Source organism: Thalassolituus sp. UBA675 (assembly GCF_002297765.1).
GTDB lineage: Bacteria > Pseudomonadota > Gammaproteobacteria > Pseudomonadales > Oceanobacteraceae > Thalassolituus.
Window position 1 is genome coordinate 1 of the sequence record NZ_DBNJ01000026.1, and the last position, 16,389, is coordinate 16,389.

General features: G+C 48.2%; 14 protein-coding genes and 1 riboswitch. Of the genes, 8 read left to right on the forward strand and 6 right to left on the reverse strand.

What is annotated here, in order from left to right:
• Window positions 1-71 precede the first annotated feature (71 nt).
• Window positions 72-827 carry an enoyl-CoA hydratase/isomerase family protein gene (locus B3007_RS10685; protein ID WP_272969925.1) on the reverse strand — a complete coding sequence of 252 codons (756 nt, stop codon included), beginning with the start codon at window positions 825-827 and terminating at the stop codon, window positions 72-74.
• Window positions 828-1,291: 464 nt separating this feature from the next.
• On the opposite strand from B3007_RS10685, the gene B3007_RS10690 reads away from it, so the two are divergent.
• From B3007_RS10690 to B3007_RS10705, 4 genes are all read left to right on the forward strand, one after another.
• Window positions 1,292-2,347, forward strand: coding sequence for a DUF262 domain-containing protein (locus B3007_RS10690; protein ID WP_272969926.1), 1,056 nt, complete (start codon window positions 1,292-1,294; stop codon window positions 2,345-2,347).
• A 3-nt stretch (window positions 2,348-2,350) separates the two neighbouring features.
• Window positions 2,351-2,977, forward strand: a complete 627-nt coding sequence (locus B3007_RS10695) for a hypothetical protein (RefSeq protein WP_301377615.1) — start codon at window positions 2,351-2,353, stop codon at window positions 2,975-2,977.
• Between the two features lie 57 nt (window positions 2,978-3,034).
• Entirely contained in the window at window positions 3,035-3,514 is a 480-nt protein-coding gene (locus B3007_RS10700) for a hypothetical protein (RefSeq protein WP_301377613.1), read from the forward strand.
• Window positions 3,515-3,609: 95 nt separating this feature from the next.
• On the forward strand, window positions 3,610-4,266 hold the full coding sequence (locus B3007_RS10705; protein WP_272969929.1) for a hypothetical protein: 657 nt from the start codon (window positions 3,610-3,612) through the stop codon (window positions 4,264-4,266).
• 32 nt (window positions 4,267-4,298) lie between these two features.
• Here B3007_RS10705 and B3007_RS10710 read toward each other — a convergent pair whose 3' ends face one another.
• A complete protein-coding gene (locus B3007_RS10710) occupies window positions 4,299-4,787 on the reverse strand; it encodes a transposase (RefSeq protein WP_301377610.1) in 489 nt (162 codons plus the stop codon).
• Between the two features lie 131 nt (window positions 4,788-4,918).
• Between B3007_RS10710 and B3007_RS10715 the strand changes: the two genes are divergently transcribed.
• Together B3007_RS10715 and B3007_RS10720 are read left to right on the forward strand one after the other, a co-directional pair.
• Window positions 4,919-6,018, forward strand: a protein-coding gene (locus tag B3007_RS10715) for an IS3 family transposase (protein WP_414716224.1) whose coding sequence is annotated in 2 segments (ribosomal slippage) — window positions 4,919-5,453 and window positions 5,453-6,018 — 1,101 coding nt in all. Because the reading frame shifts where the segments join, the coding sequence is not laid out codon by codon here.
• A 114-nt stretch (window positions 6,019-6,132) separates the two neighbouring features.
• Complete coding sequence (locus B3007_RS10720) at window positions 6,133-6,549, forward strand: GFA family protein (protein ID WP_301377609.1); 417 nt, start codon at window positions 6,133-6,135, stop codon at window positions 6,547-6,549.
• A 304-nt stretch (window positions 6,550-6,853) separates the two neighbouring features.
• Here B3007_RS10720 and B3007_RS10725 read toward each other — a convergent pair whose 3' ends face one another.
• The 4 genes from B3007_RS10725 to B3007_RS10740 all read right to left on the reverse strand — a co-directional run bounded on the left by B3007_RS10725 (window position 6,854) and on the right by B3007_RS10740 (window position 13,603).
• Window positions 6,854-8,260, reverse strand: a complete 1,407-nt coding sequence (locus tag B3007_RS10725) for a DEAD/DEAH box helicase (RefSeq protein WP_301377623.1) — start codon at window positions 8,258-8,260, stop codon at window positions 6,854-6,856.
• 337 nt (window positions 8,261-8,597) lie between these two features.
• Complete coding sequence (gene uca, locus B3007_RS10730) at window positions 8,598-12,218, reverse strand: urea carboxylase (protein WP_301377608.1); 3,621 nt, start codon at window positions 12,216-12,218, stop codon at window positions 8,598-8,600.
• Window positions 12,219-12,220: 2 nt separating this feature from the next.
• Window positions 12,221-12,859 carry an urea amidolyase associated protein UAAP2 gene (locus B3007_RS10735; protein ID WP_301377606.1) on the reverse strand — a complete coding sequence of 213 codons (639 nt, stop codon included), beginning with the start codon at window positions 12,857-12,859 and terminating at the stop codon, window positions 12,221-12,223.
• 12 nt (window positions 12,860-12,871) lie between these two features.
• Window positions 12,872-13,603: an urea amidolyase associated protein UAAP1 gene (locus B3007_RS10740; protein ID WP_301377604.1), complete on the reverse strand. Its 732-nt coding sequence runs from the start codon at window positions 13,601-13,603 to the stop codon at window positions 12,872-12,874.
• 139 nt (window positions 13,604-13,742) lie between these two features.
• Window positions 13,743-13,874: riboswitch (guanidine-I (ykkC/yxkD leader) on the reverse strand.
• 437 nt (window positions 13,875-14,311) lie between these two features.
• On the opposite strand from B3007_RS10740, the gene B3007_RS10745 reads away from it, so the two are divergent.
• The gene (locus B3007_RS10745; protein WP_068441409.1) at window positions 14,312-15,295 is read left to right on the forward strand and encodes an ABC transporter substrate-binding protein; all 984 of its coding nucleotides are present in this window, start codon (window positions 14,312-14,314) and stop codon (window positions 15,293-15,295) included.
• Window positions 15,296-15,414: 119 nt separating this feature from the next.
• Complete coding sequence (locus tag B3007_RS10750; protein WP_068441389.1) at window positions 15,415-16,377, forward strand: ABC transporter permease; 963 nt, start codon at window positions 15,415-15,417, stop codon at window positions 16,375-16,377.
• Window positions 16,378-16,389: the final 12 nt, after the last annotated feature.

The window sequence follows — 16,389 nt, forward strand, 5'->3', positions numbered from 1 at the left end:
CCAAAACTGTGGGACAGCAGTGGCTCAATGAGCGGCTTTTTTGTTTCATGGCTATCACCAACAAGCGTGGCTTACTTACCACCCTTAAGAACGTGTTGAATACGCATCTGGGTTTCTGGCGTTGCCAGCAGATCAGTGAACGCATCCATCTCCGCTTTTACTGCAGTATTCAGACGCTCTTGATGTCCTTCTGCACGGCCGAGCGCCTTGATTGCCTTCAGTGACCCCTGGTGATTCTTCAGAAGCTCAGCAGCAGTGGCCATCGCAGTTTCAAGAGCTTTGCCATCCTCAACTGCGGCATTCAGGAGGCCCCATTTCTCAGCTTCAGCGGCAGAGAAGAAGCGACCGGTAAGCAGCAGGTCTGCCGCGTTTTTAGGGCCGATCGCTTCAGCCAGCATCACAGAAGAACCGCCTTCCGCAGCAACACCAATTTTGGCAAACGGCAGACTGTAGCGGATGCTCTTACCAGCGTAAGCCAGATCGGCGTGCAACAGCAGGTTTGCACCGATACCGACAGCAACACCTTCCTGCGCAAGAATCAGCGGCTTCTCCAGGCCACCCAGGGTATCGAAAATACCGGCGACACCATCGCGTACACCTTCGAGATCACCGTCGGTCAGCAGATCACGAAGATCATTGCCCGCTGTAAACTTACCTTCTGCGCCCGTCATCACGATGACAGACACAGCATCATCGGCATCTGCTGATTGCAGCGCAGCAATGATGTCCTTATAGGTCTGAACACGAATTGCGTTCAACACCTTAGGGCGATTGATCGAAATAACCGCGATGCGATCGTTAACCTGATACTCGATATCCTGATACATAAGAAACCCTGACAGAAAGACCTTAAAGAGTCTGGATCATGGCAAAGGGTGCTTGTAAGAGCAATGATCAAAGATAACATCAGAATGATCAAATGTGTCGATTATGTGCTGCCCTGCGGAGGCGTCTGAATGTAAAGAGAGTGTGGATATCCAAACAGTATATTTTGGACTTTTCGAGCAAAACTGGCACGCTTTACATTCGCGCTTGCACGTTTTGCCGGTGGGGGGTACTGTAATCCTCAAGCGAATCAGATACTTACAAACTTGGTTTACAAGTTTATGTGCGCACGAATATCGAAATAACAGGCGTGCGCGTTTTTCTGGAAGGGAGATTTGAGTTATGGAAGATTCTTCAATTGAGTCAAAGAGTTACCCTGGAAACCTCGAAAGCGTGTTCCAGGATAAACGCGCACGCACACTAATAAGCTGTTAAGTGGAAATTCTAAATAACATCAGGAAGCATAATGAAAAATTTTGATTCTAGAACATACAGTATTAATGACTTCCTGGAGTGGTCTGACAATGATCAGCTAGAGTTGTCGCCAAAGTTCCAAAGGCGATCGGTATGGAATGATACGGCGAGATCTTATCTTATGGATACGATTGTCAGCGGAAAACCAATACCCAAAGTATTTATTAGGCAAAAATTAAACCCTCAAACTAGAAAATCTATCCGAGAGGTTGTGGATGGGCAGCAACGTTTGCGCACAATCCTGTCTTTTATGAAAGATGGTTTCATGATTAGCAAACGACACAATAAAACATATGGCGGGCTTTATTTTAGCCAGCTGAGTGAGGTAGATGACGACATCCAAAGTCAAATACTCAATTATGAAATATCGGTTGACTTGTTAGTTAACATGTCTGACCCAGATGTTTTGGACGTGTTCAGTAGATTGAATTCGTATTCAGTTACATTGAACGAGCAAGAAAAGTTAAATGCCAACCACTTTGGACCTTTTAAGACTACTGCAGATAGATTGGCTCATTTAAACAACGCATTCTGGATAAATAACAAAATTATTTCCGAGCAAAATGTTCTACGTATGTATGACGTACAAATGACTGCGGATTTGCTTATTGCGATGATAGAAGGGATTCGCTCAAAAAAACAGATTAAGAAGTTTTACGAAACATATGAAGATAACTTCGATCACGATACAGAGGAACTTGAAGAGAAGTTCCAGAACATTATAAATATCATTATAGAGCTCTTTGATTCTAACCTTAAAAAAAGAGAGTTCCGACGAAATCATGTGTTTTATTCTCTTTTTGTATCCATCTTTCACTTGGAATATGGGATAGCAAATCTACAAGCCAATAGGATTCCCGTTGAACAAGTGGGATATGCAAGGGTCTCTCAAAAGTTAGAAAGACTTGATTACATTTTCGAAGAAGATGACAAGGATAGGTTAAATGGCGAGGAAAGACAGTTTCTTGAGGACTGCAGAAGGGCGACAACAGACACAGCCGTTAGAATACGTAGAAGCGAATATATTGCAAAACTGATAACGGAGTAAATGATGCCGCTGTCAAATTCAATAGCAGAATTCAGATCTGGTGTTTCTCAGATCAATGCAATAATACAGAAAGCTTGTGATTCAGATTCTTCTGGAAATGATATTTTTGATGACTCGCAGAAAGAATTTATTATTTCTTCTGCATTTTTAAAAATGTTCATCTACTGGGAGTCGTTTGTCGAAGAATCTTTCGCTAGTTACCTTATCGGAGAAGTCTCGACAAATGGGACTGCTGTGACGACTCATGTGACGCCTGCTGACAAAGATCATGCCTTAAAAATGTTAATTGGAACGCAAAAGTATGTTGATTGGGCTAACCACGAAATTGTCCGTAGGCTTGCTAATTTATACTTAGAAAATGGAGAGCCTTTTTCTTCCAATATCTCATCTATTGCTAGAGATTTATCTGATTTGAAGACTGTCAGAAATGCTGCGGCGCATCTTAGTAGCACGACGCAACATCAGCTAGATGCTCTAGCAAGCAGAGTGTTGGGTCATACGGTTAGTAATGCTACGGTTGCAAATTTTATATTGCGATTGCGTCCGGATGACGCTACAAAAACAATTCTACAAAAGTACCAAGAACTCCTGGATTTGGCAGCTGAAAATATTGCAGGCAACGTCACTTAACAAAGCATTGCAGCGGACAAGCCTCTGAATGCGGCGTTAGTTGCCAAGGAGGAAGCTGTGGAGATATTTTTTACGATACTAGCTGGTGTACTTACTTTTGTACTCGGTCAGGTAGTTATTAAACTTTTTATCGAGCCTGTACACTCTATGAAGAGGGTTGTCGCTGACATATCTCACAAGTTAATTTTGTATGCAAACCTGTATGCGAACCCAAAGCCATTGGGAGATGAGTCACAAGATCAAGCTTTGAAAGAATTCCGAGAACTCTCATCTCGATTACATGCTGCAATGAGCTTGATCCCCGTCTACCCTGTCACCTCATTTATATTTGGACTACCCAAAAGATCTGATGTAGTTAAAGCTTCGAGTAACTTAATTGGCTTGTACAATGGTCATGATCATACCTTAGCAAATCAAGGTATATTGAATTCATACTCTGCACAACACGTCCGCATGGCTCTTGGAATATACATTCCTGAAGGAGAGTGGCTAGACCCAGAAAAAGAAAGTCACTTTGTTAAAGCCAAAGACAACTAACAAGCGGCCGTTGAGGCCACTGAAAAGCGTGGCGGGACGCGCAAAAAGCACGCGCCCCAAGGCCGGGCGTTATAAGCAATGAGGAACCATTAACAGTGGAGCAAAATATTATTTTAGGTCTTCAGGTTCTTATCTTGCTTGGGGTCGGCAGTATCTTTTTGTTTAGAAAGTTTCTTTTTTCATACAGCTCGGAAAAAGGGAAAAACTTAGCCACAAAAGAAGATATTGGAGAAATTACGAGTAGGATCGAAAAAGTAAAGCTGGATCACGCCACACAATTAGAGTCAGCTCGAGCTGAGCTTTCATCTCAAATTAACACGCATGGCTTTAGGTATGAAAAAGAGTATCAGGTTCTTTCAGAGCTATCTTCGCTCCTTGTCGACGTAAGAGATGCCAGTATTAGTTTGCGCCCCATTATGGATTTCAGAGACCCGAATAAAACAGATGATGAAATAAAGCAGGAAAGGCTTACACGTTTCTACGAAGCGCTGAGAGCATTGTATCTAGTAAGGGAAAAGAAGCGGCCTTTCTTCCCTGAGGATATTTATAAGTCCATCCGTTCGATTGAAAAGGAAAGCCGTTCTGAGTCAATCGAATATCAGTATCACGATCCAGCGGACGGAGAAAGACACTTAGACTATTGGGAGAAAGCGGAAAGCAACCAAGAGAAAATCACTGAACTAGCAGAGGTGGCAATGAAAAAAATCAGAGAGCGAGTAACAAAGTGGGAAGCTCTATCTGATGGCTTATAACAAGCGACTGTGGTTCAACCGTAGCTAAATAATTATTCATAAGACCACTCCTGACCATTCCGGATCATCGCATTCAGGATGGTTAGAAACTTCCTCATTGCGGCCGTTAAGGCAACTTTCTTGTGCTTTCCCTGCTTAACTAGGTGGCGATAAAAGTCACCAATAATGGGGTTGCATTGCGTCGCGCTCAATGTGGCCATATAAAGCGTTGTACGGACGTTATATCGACCACCCTGAATGCGTCTTTTCCCTTGCGACTTCCCGCTGTCGCGATTGATTGGAGCGAGACTGGCAAGGGCACTGATTTGTTTGTTGTTCAACGTACCAAGTTCTGGCATCTCGGAGAGTAAGGTCCATATAAGGGCTTTGCCTACACCAGGCACGCTTTCAAGTAATTCTTTTCTCTCCAGCCAGGAGGGCTCAGCCTCAACTGATTTGGAGAGTCTGTCCTCAACCCATTGGATCTCTTTCTCAAGGGCTTTTAGTATTCGGTTGTATGACCGTTCCATTTGCTTGCCCATTACTTTACTGCGATTGGATTCTTGGGTTCGTATCTGGATCAGCTGACGACGCCTTGTAACCCTCCCCAAAAACTGGGCCATTCCAAATTAGAGGTTGTCCGGGATAATCAACGCAAACAGGAGATCATCTTATGCGTAAATCCCGTTATACCGAAACTCAGATCATCGCCATCCTGAAGGCTGTAGAAGCAGGCAGAACCGTCAAAGACGTCTGCAGGGAATATGGCATCTCGGATGCAACGTATTACAACTGGAAAAGCAAATACAGCGGTATGGAAGCATCCGATATCAAACGAATGAAAGACATGGATGCGGAGCTATCACAGCTTAAGCGCATGTATGCTGATCTTGCATTGGAAAACAGAGCACTAAAGGATGTTATCGAAAAAAAAGCTCTGACAACAGCTGAGAAGCGTGTTCTGGTTGATGCTCTTAAGGACGAATATCAACTGAGCGAACGCAGAAGCTGTAAGGCACTGAACATAGCCCGCAGTGCCTACCAGTATCGTCCAGATCCACATCGGGATGATGCAGTAATTGAGGCACTTCAAAGCATGGCTGAGCGGTATCCCAGATATGGTTTTCGCAAACTATTCATCAAACTCCGAAACCTGGGACATGAATGGAACCATAAGCGGGTGTACCGGGTATACCTTCAGCTTAAGCGAACATGAAGCGAAAAGGTAAGCAGCGTCTGCCGAATCGTTATCCGCAGCCATTGGCTGTACCTGCTTCAGAAAACCAGAGCTGGTCTATGGATTTCATGAGTGATGCCCTGAAGTGCGGAAGAAAGTTCCGGACGTTTAATGTGGTAGACGACTTCAATCGTGCAGCTCTGGGGATCGAAATTGATCTCAATTTACCGTCAAAGCGTGTTATCAGAACACTGGAACGTATAGCCGAATGGCGGGGCTATCCGTCTCAGATTCGCATGGATAATGGGCCTGAGTTTACGGCTCTGGTGTTGTCAGAATGGGCAGAAGAGCATGGTGTACTGCTTGAATTTATCAAACCTGGAAAACCAACACAGAATGGTTATATTGAGCGATTCAACCGCACTTACAGAACAGAGGTATTGGATTACTATCTGTTCAGTGATCTTGATGAAGTAAGAGATATTACCAGTCGCTTGGTGATGGAATACAATGAAGAACGACCTCACGAATCACTCGGTGATCTGACACCGGTAGAGTATCGTGAACAAAGAGCAACCTCCCCGGAAATGCTCTAATAATGAGTGGTCCTAATTAGGGGAGGGTTACAAAGGGTTTAATCTGCTAACGCTCAGTACTTTCGGCAAGTAGTGCTTAGTAAGTATTTACGGCTTTTAATTAAGGATAGAAGGATGTCAGACTATCAGGGCTCCTGCCTGTGTGGTGCAGTGACTTTTTCGATCAAAGGGCAGTTTGACAGCTTTTACCTGTGCTACTGCTCGTATTGTCAGAAAGACAGTGGCTCAGCTCATGCCGCTAATCTGTTTTCTCAGTCGGCAGTATTGCATTGGAACAGTGGTCTCAATGCCGTGACTACTTTTAATCTTCCGGGCAGTCGCCACTCTAAAAGCTTCTGCAAGCACTGTGGTTCTGCCGTACCGGGGAGCGAGATCCCAGGTGTGTTGATGGTGCCTGCAGGTAGCCTGGATTGCGAGATCGATATAACACCGACAGCGCGTATTTTTACGTCGCGCCAACATCGCTGGGTTAGTGATATTAACAGGGCGCTGGAGTACGCTGAGTTACCTGACGACTCATCAGACGCATAACTTCACTGCATCAGATATCCTGGTAACTAAGTTATGATATTTTTCAGGGTTATTTAAGGTCTTGTAGTGAGAGAGATCAGGCTACCCATCGTCGTGAGTGGTCATTTATCGTTAGAAAGTCCCCGGCCCCTAGCAGGTACGGGGACTTTTTTGTTCTCACTGACTTACTTACTGAATCCGCACTTCAAGCGAGTATGTCCCCATTCCAGGTTGAGCAGCCGTCCAAACATACACTTCGGTAGTCGCAGCCGGAACAGTGTAGGTAAGGCCGGTGCTCATTTCGTTCTCAGCTAAGAGTTGTAGCTCAGGCTTCGGCGGCCTTCTGGCGCTGGCTACGGCGAACCTTGATCTGCGGCTTCTTAGCTTCGCCATAAGGCGATGTGCTGGCAGTCTTACCGCTGTGTGCAGACTTATTCAGCGCTGGCTTACCTGACTTACTTCCCGAGCCTGGCTTGCGGTGACCGCCTGAGCGATTGTTGGCGTTACCCGGGTTTGCCTGCGACTGCTCTTTTGGCTTTTTAGGTTTCTTGGGCTTCTTGCTTTTAAGAGGCAGAATCTTGCGCGATTCAGGCAGAGGGTTCTGTGGTTTGAAGCCTTTCACTTCTTCGCGATCGATATGCTTCTGGATCAGTCGTTCGATATCCTGCAGCTGATCGATTTCATCTGCACTTACCAGGGATATGGCATGGCCTGTCATACTCGCACGGCCAGTACGACCAATACGGTGTACATAGTCGGCCGGTACATTCGGCAGGTCAAAGTTTACGACCTGTGGAAGCTGGTGGATATCGATACCACGTGCGGCAATATCCGTGGCAATAAGCAGCGTGATTTTTCCATCTTTAAAGTCGGCCAGAGCTTTAGTGCGCTGATTCTGGCTTTTATTACCATGAATGGCAGCGGCTTTAATGCCGTCTTTTTCCAGCAGTCGAACCAGTTTATTAGCACCGTGCTTAGTGCGACTAAACACCAGTGCCTGTTCCCAGTTCTCGGTACGGGTCAGGTGGCTCAGCAAACGTGTTTTTGCCGATTTATCGACCGGATGCAGTTTGTGCTCAATCTGAGTATTGGTGGTGTTTTCTTTTGCCACACTAACTTCGGCCGGGTTATCCAGCAGACCATGAGCAAGCTCACGGATTTCATCAGAGAAAGTCGCAGAAAACAGCAGGTTCTGACGCTGTTTTGGCAGGATTTTCAGAACACGCTTAATGTCGTGAATGAAGCCCATATCCAGCATGCGGTCGGCTTCATCGAGAACCAGAATATCGAGTTCGTCGAACTTAATGGCGTTCTGGCTATGCAGGTCGAGCAGACGCCCAGGCGTTGCGACCAACACTTCAGTACCGCTGCGTAGCTTCTGCATCTGCGGGTTAATTTTTACGCCACCAAATACAACGGTTGAACGGATTTTCGTGTGCTTGCTGTACATCTCGGCATTTTCGAGAACCTGAGCAGCAAGTTCGCGGGTGGGTGTCAGTACCAGCGCTTTGCATCGGTTACCGGATGCGCGAGGTTTATCGAGCAGCTGTTGCAGCACGGGCAGCGTAAAGGCGGCCGTTTTTCCTGTACCTGTCTGGGCCGAGGCCAGAAGATCGCCGCCTTGCAGAACAACAGGGATGGCTTTCGCCTGAATTGGCGATGGCTTGGTGTAGCCTTTTTCTTTCACGGCACGGGCAATCGGTTCGGCCAGCGCCAGATCATCAAATGTGATTTCAGTATTTGTATCAATAGTGTCGGACATAATATTCCAATAGATGCTGCCAGCCGCATACAGCCAGCAGCAATAAGTCGTCGCCCTTAATGGGCAGAAGCAGCAGTAGTCAGAACGAAATGTGTTCAGATCAGACTGAAGCCAGCGAGTTGGCCGTTTGTTAGAGAGTGGCCGGGTGCGGCATTCAGATATTGTCAGGATCGGACGGGTGTCGATGAAGAAGCAATAAGGGATGTCGCGACAGGATCGGTCAAATCAGTGTCAACCCGATGCTGTCGCGGCGAACTATAGCAGATTGTTTCACTAATCCCTAAGGATCAGTGTGTAAGTATTACGACTATTTCAGCACGACCAACACCTGCCCCGGTGCCACGCCTTTACCCGCTTCTTTCAGAAGCTCGACCACGGTGCCGTCTTTATGGGCGGTGACTTCGATTTCCATCTTCATGGATTCCAGCACCAGTAGAGGCTGACCGGCTTTTACGCCCTGTCCGGGTTCCACCAGTACCTGCCAGACGTTGCCAGAGACGTGGCTTTCTACGGCAAACTCACCATCAAGCAGTTCGCGTTCGTCGTTTTCTTCGGCAACACCTATATCCGATTCAAAGCGCAGTAAGCCTTTGGCCTTCCAGTCTTCCAGCTCGGTCTGGAAGGCTTGTTGGCGATGCGTCTGGAATTCGCTGATGCCTGCGGCGTTATCACTCAGGAACCGCTCGTACTCATCGAGATTGAAGGTGTCTTCTTCAATACGAATCGGGTACTGCCCATGAGGGAAGTGTTCACGGATGTCCGTCAGTTCATCGTGGCTGACTTCGTAGAAGCGGATTTTATCGAAGAAGCGCAGTAACCAGGGCTTGGTAAATTCTTTGGTTTGTTTGTATCGGTTCCACATCTGCAATGTGCGACCGACAAACTGATAGCCACCGGGGCCTTCCATACCGTACACACACATGTAGGCACCACCGATACCGACGGAGTTTTCTGCCGTCCAGGTACGTGCTGGGTTGTACTTGGTTGTCACTAAGCGGTGACGAGGGTCAACGGGCGTGGCTACTGGTGCGCCGAGGTACACGTCACCTAAGCCCATGACCAGATAGCTGGCATCGAAGACGATTCTTTTTACATCGTCGATGGAGTCAAGACCATTAATACGACGGATAAATTCGATGTTATCCGGGCACCAGGGGGCATCGGCGCGTACAGACTTAACGTATTTATCAACCGCTTGCTGGCAGGCGATGTCATTCCAGGAAAGTGGCAGCCAGACGGTACGTGAGGGCACCTCAGCATTTTTCAGATCACCCAGCGCGTCTTCTTCGTTGATCAGAAGCTTGAGCAGATCACTCTGCTTTAATGTCAGGCTGTCATAGTGAATCTGTAATGAACGAATGCCCGGTGTCATTTCGATAATTCCCGGTATTTCCCGACTTTGCAGAGATTCCATTAACGCATGTACACGGAAGCGCAAACGGATATCCAACTGCAGTGGGCCGTATTCAATCAGCAGATAATTATCACCGGCGGGGCGATAGACAACGCCGGTTGGATGACTTTCTGTATCAATGGTTTTTAGCACCGGTGAGTCAGGTAAATACTCACTTACTTCTGAATGTTGGTATTTAAGGGAGTCTAATTGCTTGAGCTGTTCATTACGAAGATTTACCGCTGTGTCGTGGCTTACCGGTGTAAAACGGATTTTATCCCCAGCTTTTAATTGTCCGAGTTTCCACAGGTCTGCCTGAATAACAGTGACAGGGCAGACGAAACCACCGAGGCTTGGGCCGTCAGGGCCGAGAATGACTGGCATGTCACCGGTAAAGTCCACGGCACCAATGGCGTAGGCATTATCGTGAATATTGGATGGGTGCAGACCCGCTTCACCGCCATCGTTTCGAGCCCATTCAGGTTTAGGGCCGATTAAGCGCACACCTGTGCGACTGGAATTAAAGTGAACCTCCCAATCGGCGGCAAAGAATTCATCAATATCACTCTGAGTGAAAAAATCGGGTGCGCCATGTGGGCCGTAGATAACACGCAATTGCCATTCATTGCCGATGGCAGGTAAGACATCTGCAGGCAATATATCGTCAGCTAATTTGACGTAGCTTGCAGACGTTGCTTCTTCAGTCAGATGTAATACATCACCAGGAAGCAGGGCGCGTCCGTTATGGCCGCCAAACTGCCCGAGCGTAAAGGTGGAGCGTGATCCTAGATACACAGGGCATTGAATGCCGCCAGCAACGAGCAGGTACGCACGGGCACCCGCGCCGGTCACCGTACCGCAATCCAGTTGGTCGCCTTGTTTCACTTCAACGATCTTATTAAATGGGATGCTGTAAGTCGTATTATCGCGACTCAGTTCAGCACTCGTTGCAGCGCCCGTAAGGATAATCTGCGTGGCTTTCTGAAAAACCAGCACCGGGCCTTTTAAGGTAATTTCAAGGCCTGCGCAGTCTTCGCTGTTGCCCAGCAGGCGGTTACCTAGGCGGAAGGAATATTCATCAAACGGGCCTGACGGTGGAATACCTACGTCCCAGTGGCCGATACGACCGGGAACGTCCTGCACTGTGGTTTGAGTGCCTCCGCTGATAACATCAATGGCCGGATCAGTGAAATGCATTTTGTTCAGTTTCTGCGTCCAGACCAATCCGGCTTTTACTTCTTCGTCTTTTAGAATCGACTTCAGATAAAGCAGGTTGGTTTCGATGCCGTACAGTTCAGATTGATCGAGGGTTTCTGCTAACCCGGTCATTGCCTGCTTGCGGGTTTCTGCCGTCACAATGACTTTTGCCAGCATAGGGTCGAATAATGCGGGCACCTGTGTGCCGCTTTCGACCCATGTATCGATTCTGGTACGCATTCCATTTTTAGTTGTGGCTTGCCAATCGACCCGGCTTAATAGACCAGCGCAGGGCTGGAAGTTTTTTACCGGATCTTCGGCATAAATTCGTGCCTGAATACTGTGGCCTTTCGCAGAACGTTGTTCGTTTAAGGGTAATGTTTCGCCAGCACCGAGCCGGACCATCCACTCCACTAAATCCACACCGAAGACTTCTTCGGTCACACCGTGCTCAACCTGTAAGCGGGTATTCACTTCGAGAAAGTAAAATGATTCGCTGCTTTCGTCGTAAATAAATTCCACGGTACCTGCACTGCGGTAATTTACGCTTTCACCTAAACGTTTCGCTGTCTCATGCAGGGCAGTACGGACGGCCTCTGAAATGTGGGGTGCCGGTGTTTCTTCAATGACTTTCTGGTTGCGTCGTTGCAATGAACAGTCCCGCTCACCGAGTGCAGCGACCGTACCTGTGCCGTCACCAAAAATCTGAACTTCAATATGGCGGGCGCGCTCGACAAATTTTTCCAGGAATACGCCATCGTTCGAGAAGTTATTGGCACTGAGGCGTTTTACCGAATCAAATGCGTTAATCAGTTCTGCTTCGGTGTAGCAGAGCTGCATACCAATACCGCCGCCACCGGCGGTGCTTTTCAGCATCAGTGGATAACCAATACGGTCAGCTTCTGCTTTGGCTTCGTTGATGTCAGTCAGAAGACCTGTGCCCGGCAGCATGGGTACATCGGCTTGTTCGGCCAATGCGCGGGCGCTGTGTTTTAAACCAAAGTCGAGCATCTGTTGGCCGGTTGGCCCGAGGAAGACTACACCTGCTTGTTCACAGGCATCCGAGAAGGTCGCGTTCTCGCTTAAGAAACCGTAGCCAGGGTGAATGGCCTGAGCACCACTTTCTTTCGCAATGCCCAGAATTTTTTCCTGATTTAGGTAGGTGTCGGCGACACTGCCATCACCCAACGAGTAGGATTCTTTCGCTTGCTGAACGTGCAGCGAATGCTTGTCCGCTTCGTGATAAATAACTACGGGGGTGACGCCAAGCTCATTCAGCGTGCGCATAATACGCACGGCAATGGCACCGCGGTTGGCAATCAGTACTTTAGAAAACATAGTTACTCCCAGATCAGTACATCGACTGGTGTCGGGTTATAGCCGTTGCAGGGGTTATTCAGCTGCGGACAGTTCGAGATCAGTACCAGAATATTCATTTCGGCTTTCATCTCGACGTATTTTCCCGCACCTGAAATACCGTCTTCAAAGGTCAGGCCGCCTTCCGGGGTAACAGGCACATTCATAAAGAAGTTAATGTTGTGAGTGATGTCAGACTTGCTCAGGCCATATTCTTCATTTTCGTTAATGGCCAGCATCCAGCTGTCACGGCAGGCATGCATGCACTTTTTCTCAAGCGAGTAACGCACGGTGTTCGATTCAGTCGCACAGGCGCCACCCAGTGTGTCGTGACGACCACAGGTGTCTGCAGTAATCGTTAGCATGGGTCGGTCTTCGTTGGAGCGCAGAACAGTGCCCGCAGTGAGATAAACGTTACCTTGGCCTCTAATGGTATCCATAGCGCTGTAGCGTTCTGAAACGTCATCGGCGTTATAGAACAGGGTGTCCGCGGCCTGATTACCTTCGAGGTCGAGGATGCGAAAGGTCTGGCCTTTTTCAATGCAGTGCAGAAAATAGTCGCCTGCTGGAACGGTTTCACGGAATACCGCATCGGCTTCGTTAAATTGGCTTTCTTTAATCATGATGCGTCCTCCTTATTGGCCCATAAACTGGTAAATCGCGTTGTTTTTAAAACCGCGCTGGTTTTCAGGGCGGGAGTTCATACACTCATCATCGTCAGTCACCGGCTTGGCCTGGGCCAGTGCGTAGTGCACCGGGCGCACCGGATATTCTTCAGCATTACTCAGTGGGTGAGGGCAGGTGTGGATGATGACTAAGGTATCCATCTCGAAGCGCAGCACGATTTTATCGCCTGCTTTTGAACCTTCGCTGTACTGCATGTTGCCTTCGGCGTCGGTGCTGACTTTGCTGAATAAATTCAGGTTGGCGGCCATGTCTTTGCGGGTCAGGCCGTATTTGGCCAGTTCGACCAGAAAGGCGTCGTAGCCATTCTGTGTCCAGCCGTTCAGGGCTTCCTGATAGGTTTTCAGCGACCATTTCTTTTGCAGCATGTCTTTGTTCAGGTTGCCGCACACGGTATCGTGCCAGCCGCAGTCGTCTTCAACGATGGACGCAAAAATACGGCCCATGTCTGAATACAGGCAATGACCACGGGTCAGCTTAAAGGTGTGCTGACCTTTTAATGTGTCGGGCGCGTTGTATTTTTCCAGGAGGTTTTCCGGGTTGTAAAACAGCATGCCCAGATTCGCGCCGCCTTTAACATCGGTGAGCGTCAGCAGCGTGCCTTTTTTAACTCTCATGGACCAATGACAGCCACCACCGAGAGTGTCTTCATAAATAGTGTCGCCAGACTGAAACTCAGACATAAAGGCCTCCTGTACGCGCAGACATCTTGGGCGCGGAAATCATTAATAAAAAGAAATTAGGTTTTGTCATGGTGCGGGCTCCTGCAAGTTCACGGATTCATAAACGCTGCTCATTAAAAGGTGAGCAGTACGTTGTCTGATCTCCCGGGCTTTTATCCCGCCGTGTAACCTGCCAGTACGCCGCTGGAGGTCGGTCACTCTCGGTCCAGTCGCTGGCTCTTTCCCTTAAGTTGATTGGGAGAGACCTGCCGGAACCCTAGTGCCCTTATTGTGGCAACGGCACATATTTACGTGCGCTGCCTTTAAATGCGTAAGTACATTCTGCTAAGCGATTGCTGTGCCAAATGCGTATATATAGTGATAACCCGCTGAGAGCGGGATTGCAAGTGCGGTTGTCCCGGCGAATTATCTGGAACTTGCACTCTTGGTGTGCCCGTTGCGGCACCTCGTGCTTTCTCTCGGTGCACACTCTGGTACGAGTTGATCACTCTTCTACCGCCTGCTAGTTCAGAATTCAGGCGTAGTATGCAAAGCGGACAAAAAATATCCAGGCCCCGAATTCCGTGCGTTTCAGCAAATTAAGAGGAAGGTTAGTTGCTCCTCTCAGGTGGTAAATGACGAAAAATGTCTAACCGTGGCACAACCAATGCTAGGTTCGATATTACGAAACGCAATTTCAGTAATACTAACAACCTTTGGGGAATACCTATGGCGATCAGAAAGAAGTTTATTGCAGGTGCGGTGTCTGTTGTGTGCGCAGGGTTGATGAGCGTTGCCAGTGCAGTGGCTGAGCCTCTCAAGATTGGTTACAGCGACTGGCCGGGCTGGGTAGCCTGGGAGATCGCGCTTGAGAAAGGCATGTTCGAAGAAGAGGGCGTAGACGTTCAGTTCGAATGGTTCGACTACGTGGCCAGTATGGATGCCTTCGCAGCAGGTCAGCTGGATGCAGTTTCGATGACAAACGGTGATGCGCTTGTGACTGGTTCAACCGGTGCGAAGAACGTTACCATTCTGATCAACGACTACAGCAATGGTAACGATATGGTCGTTGCCGCTGCGGGCATCAGTACGATTGAAGAATTGAAAGGCAAGAAGGTTGGCGTCGAAGTAGGCTTTGTTGGCCACCTGCTGCTGCTCAATGCTCTGGAAAAAGCCGGTATGACAGAAGCCGATGTTGAGCTGGTGAACGTGCCTACCAATGAAACTCCTCAGGTGTTGGCTTCAGGTCAGGTTGATGCGATCGTGGCATGGCAGCCAAGCTCAGGTCAGGCGCTGAATCTTGTGCCAGGTTCTAAGCGTATTTACTCCAGTGCTGACGAACCGGGCCTTATCTACGACGTTCTTGCAGTATCGCCACAGAGTCTTGCTGCTAACCGTGCTGACTGGCTGAAGGTTCTGAAAGTCTGGTATATGGCGGTTGATTACCTGAAAGACCCGGAAACCCGTGATGAAGCCATCAGCATTATGGCTGCTCGTGTGGGTATCCCACCTTCTGAGTACAAAGGCTTTATCGATGGCACCAAGATCTTGACGTTAGAAGAAGCGCTTCCTTTCATGAAGAAATCAGCAGGCTTCAAATCGTTGTACGGCTCCGGTGAAATCGCAGATGCCTTTAACCTGGCAAACGATGTATACGGCGATAAGCAGCCAGTCAATGAATACATCGATCCTTCACTGATGGAAGCTCTGTAACCGTCGGGGCTCAGCATAGCCGGCGCTATTAAATTAGCGCTGGTTTTTCTCTACCGATATTCAACATGTCCTGAAGGGCAGGGGTTACTTTGGCTCTCTTCTGCTAATTGGACATAACCATGGGGATTGAAATGCAGCTTATTGCCGTTAACAGAAAACTCGACAGAGGACCACGCAGAGCCGTGACTCTGGCCAGTTTCGCCTTGCCTATTCTGATTTGGGCACTGGTCAGTTATGTTCCTTTTCTGTGGCATCCACAAGTCGAAATCACACAGTCGGGTTCCGTTAGTTACTTCAGTGAAGGCTTGCTGGTTGACCGGGAAGTGTTCGACCGTGAGTACGATAAAGCGAGCGAAAATGGCACTGCGCTCCCAGAGGGCAAGCCTGCAAACCCTGTGTATCTTCCTGCACCTCATGAAGTTGCCGCAGCGTTTGTCACCTCATTTACTACTGAGCCTAAACGTCGAAGTGAGAACTGGCTGCATGAAAGCTTGTGGAGCAGCATTCAGGTCATCTTCTGGGGTTTCGTGCTTTCTTCCATCATTGGTATACCTCTGGGAATCCTGGCGGGCACTTATGACTTCTTCTCTCGTTTATTTGAACCTTTTATTGAATTTTTCCGGTATCTGCCTGCGCCAGCGTTTGGTGCTCTGGCCGTAGCCGTATTGGGTATTTATCAGGCACCTAAGATTGCCATTATCTTTATCGGCACTTTTTTTCAGCAGGTCTTAGTCGTTGCGAATACCACGCGTAAGCTTGATCCGAGTTTGTTAGAGGCTGCTCAGACACTGGGTGCCAAGAACAAGTCCATGCTGTTCCGTGTTGTGGTACCGGGCATTCTGCCTGATCTGTATCGCGACGTTCGTATTCTTTTGGGTTGGGCGTGGACTTATCTGATTGTTGCTGAGCTCATTGGTACCAGTTCAGGTATTACCTGGTTTATTACGCAGCAGGCGCGTTACAAGAACTTCGATAATGTTTTTGCTGCCATCATCATGATCGGGATTCTCGGTCTTACCATTGATTTGTTATTGGCATGGTTAGGGCGCCGCCTCTTTCCGTGGCAGAAAGAAACCAAATAAGCGGAGGTAACC

What these genes read in the sequence shown, in the direction of transcription:
- B3007_RS10745 (WP_068441409.1), top strand. Translation starts at nt 14,312, where the DNA reads ATGGCGATCAGAAAGAAGTTTATTGCAGGTGCGGTGTCTGTTGTGTGC.
- B3007_RS10750 (WP_068441389.1), top strand. Translation starts at nt 15,415, where the DNA reads ATGGGGATTGAAATGCAGCTTATTGCCGTTAACAGAAAACTCGACAGA.
- B3007_RS10720 (WP_301377609.1), top strand. Translation starts at nt 6,133, where the DNA reads ATGTCAGACTATCAGGGCTCCTGCCTGTGTGGTGCAGTGACTTTTTCG.
- B3007_RS10695 (WP_301377615.1), top strand. Translation starts at nt 2,351, where the DNA reads ATGCCGCTGTCAAATTCAATAGCAGAATTCAGATCTGGTGTTTCTCAG.
- B3007_RS10735 (WP_301377606.1), bottom strand. Translation starts at nt 12,859, where the DNA reads ATGATTAAAGAAAGCCAATTTAACGAAGCCGATGCGGTATTCCGTGAA.
- uca (WP_301377608.1), bottom strand. Translation starts at nt 12,218, where the DNA reads ATGTTTTCTAAAGTACTGATTGCCAACCGCGGTGCCATTGCCGTGCGT.
- B3007_RS10740 (WP_301377604.1), bottom strand. Translation starts at nt 13,603, where the DNA reads ATGTCTGAGTTTCAGTCTGGCGACACTATTTATGAAGACACTCTCGGT.
- B3007_RS10690 (WP_272969926.1), top strand. Translation starts at nt 1,292, where the DNA reads ATGAAAAATTTTGATTCTAGAACATACAGTATTAATGACTTCCTGGAG.
- B3007_RS10685 (WP_272969925.1), bottom strand. Translation starts at nt 827, where the DNA reads ATGTATCAGGATATCGAGTATCAGGTTAACGATCGCATCGCGGTTATT.
- B3007_RS10710 (WP_301377610.1), bottom strand. Translation starts at nt 4,787, where the DNA reads ATGGGCAAGCAAATGGAACGGTCATACAACCGAATACTAAAAGCCCTT.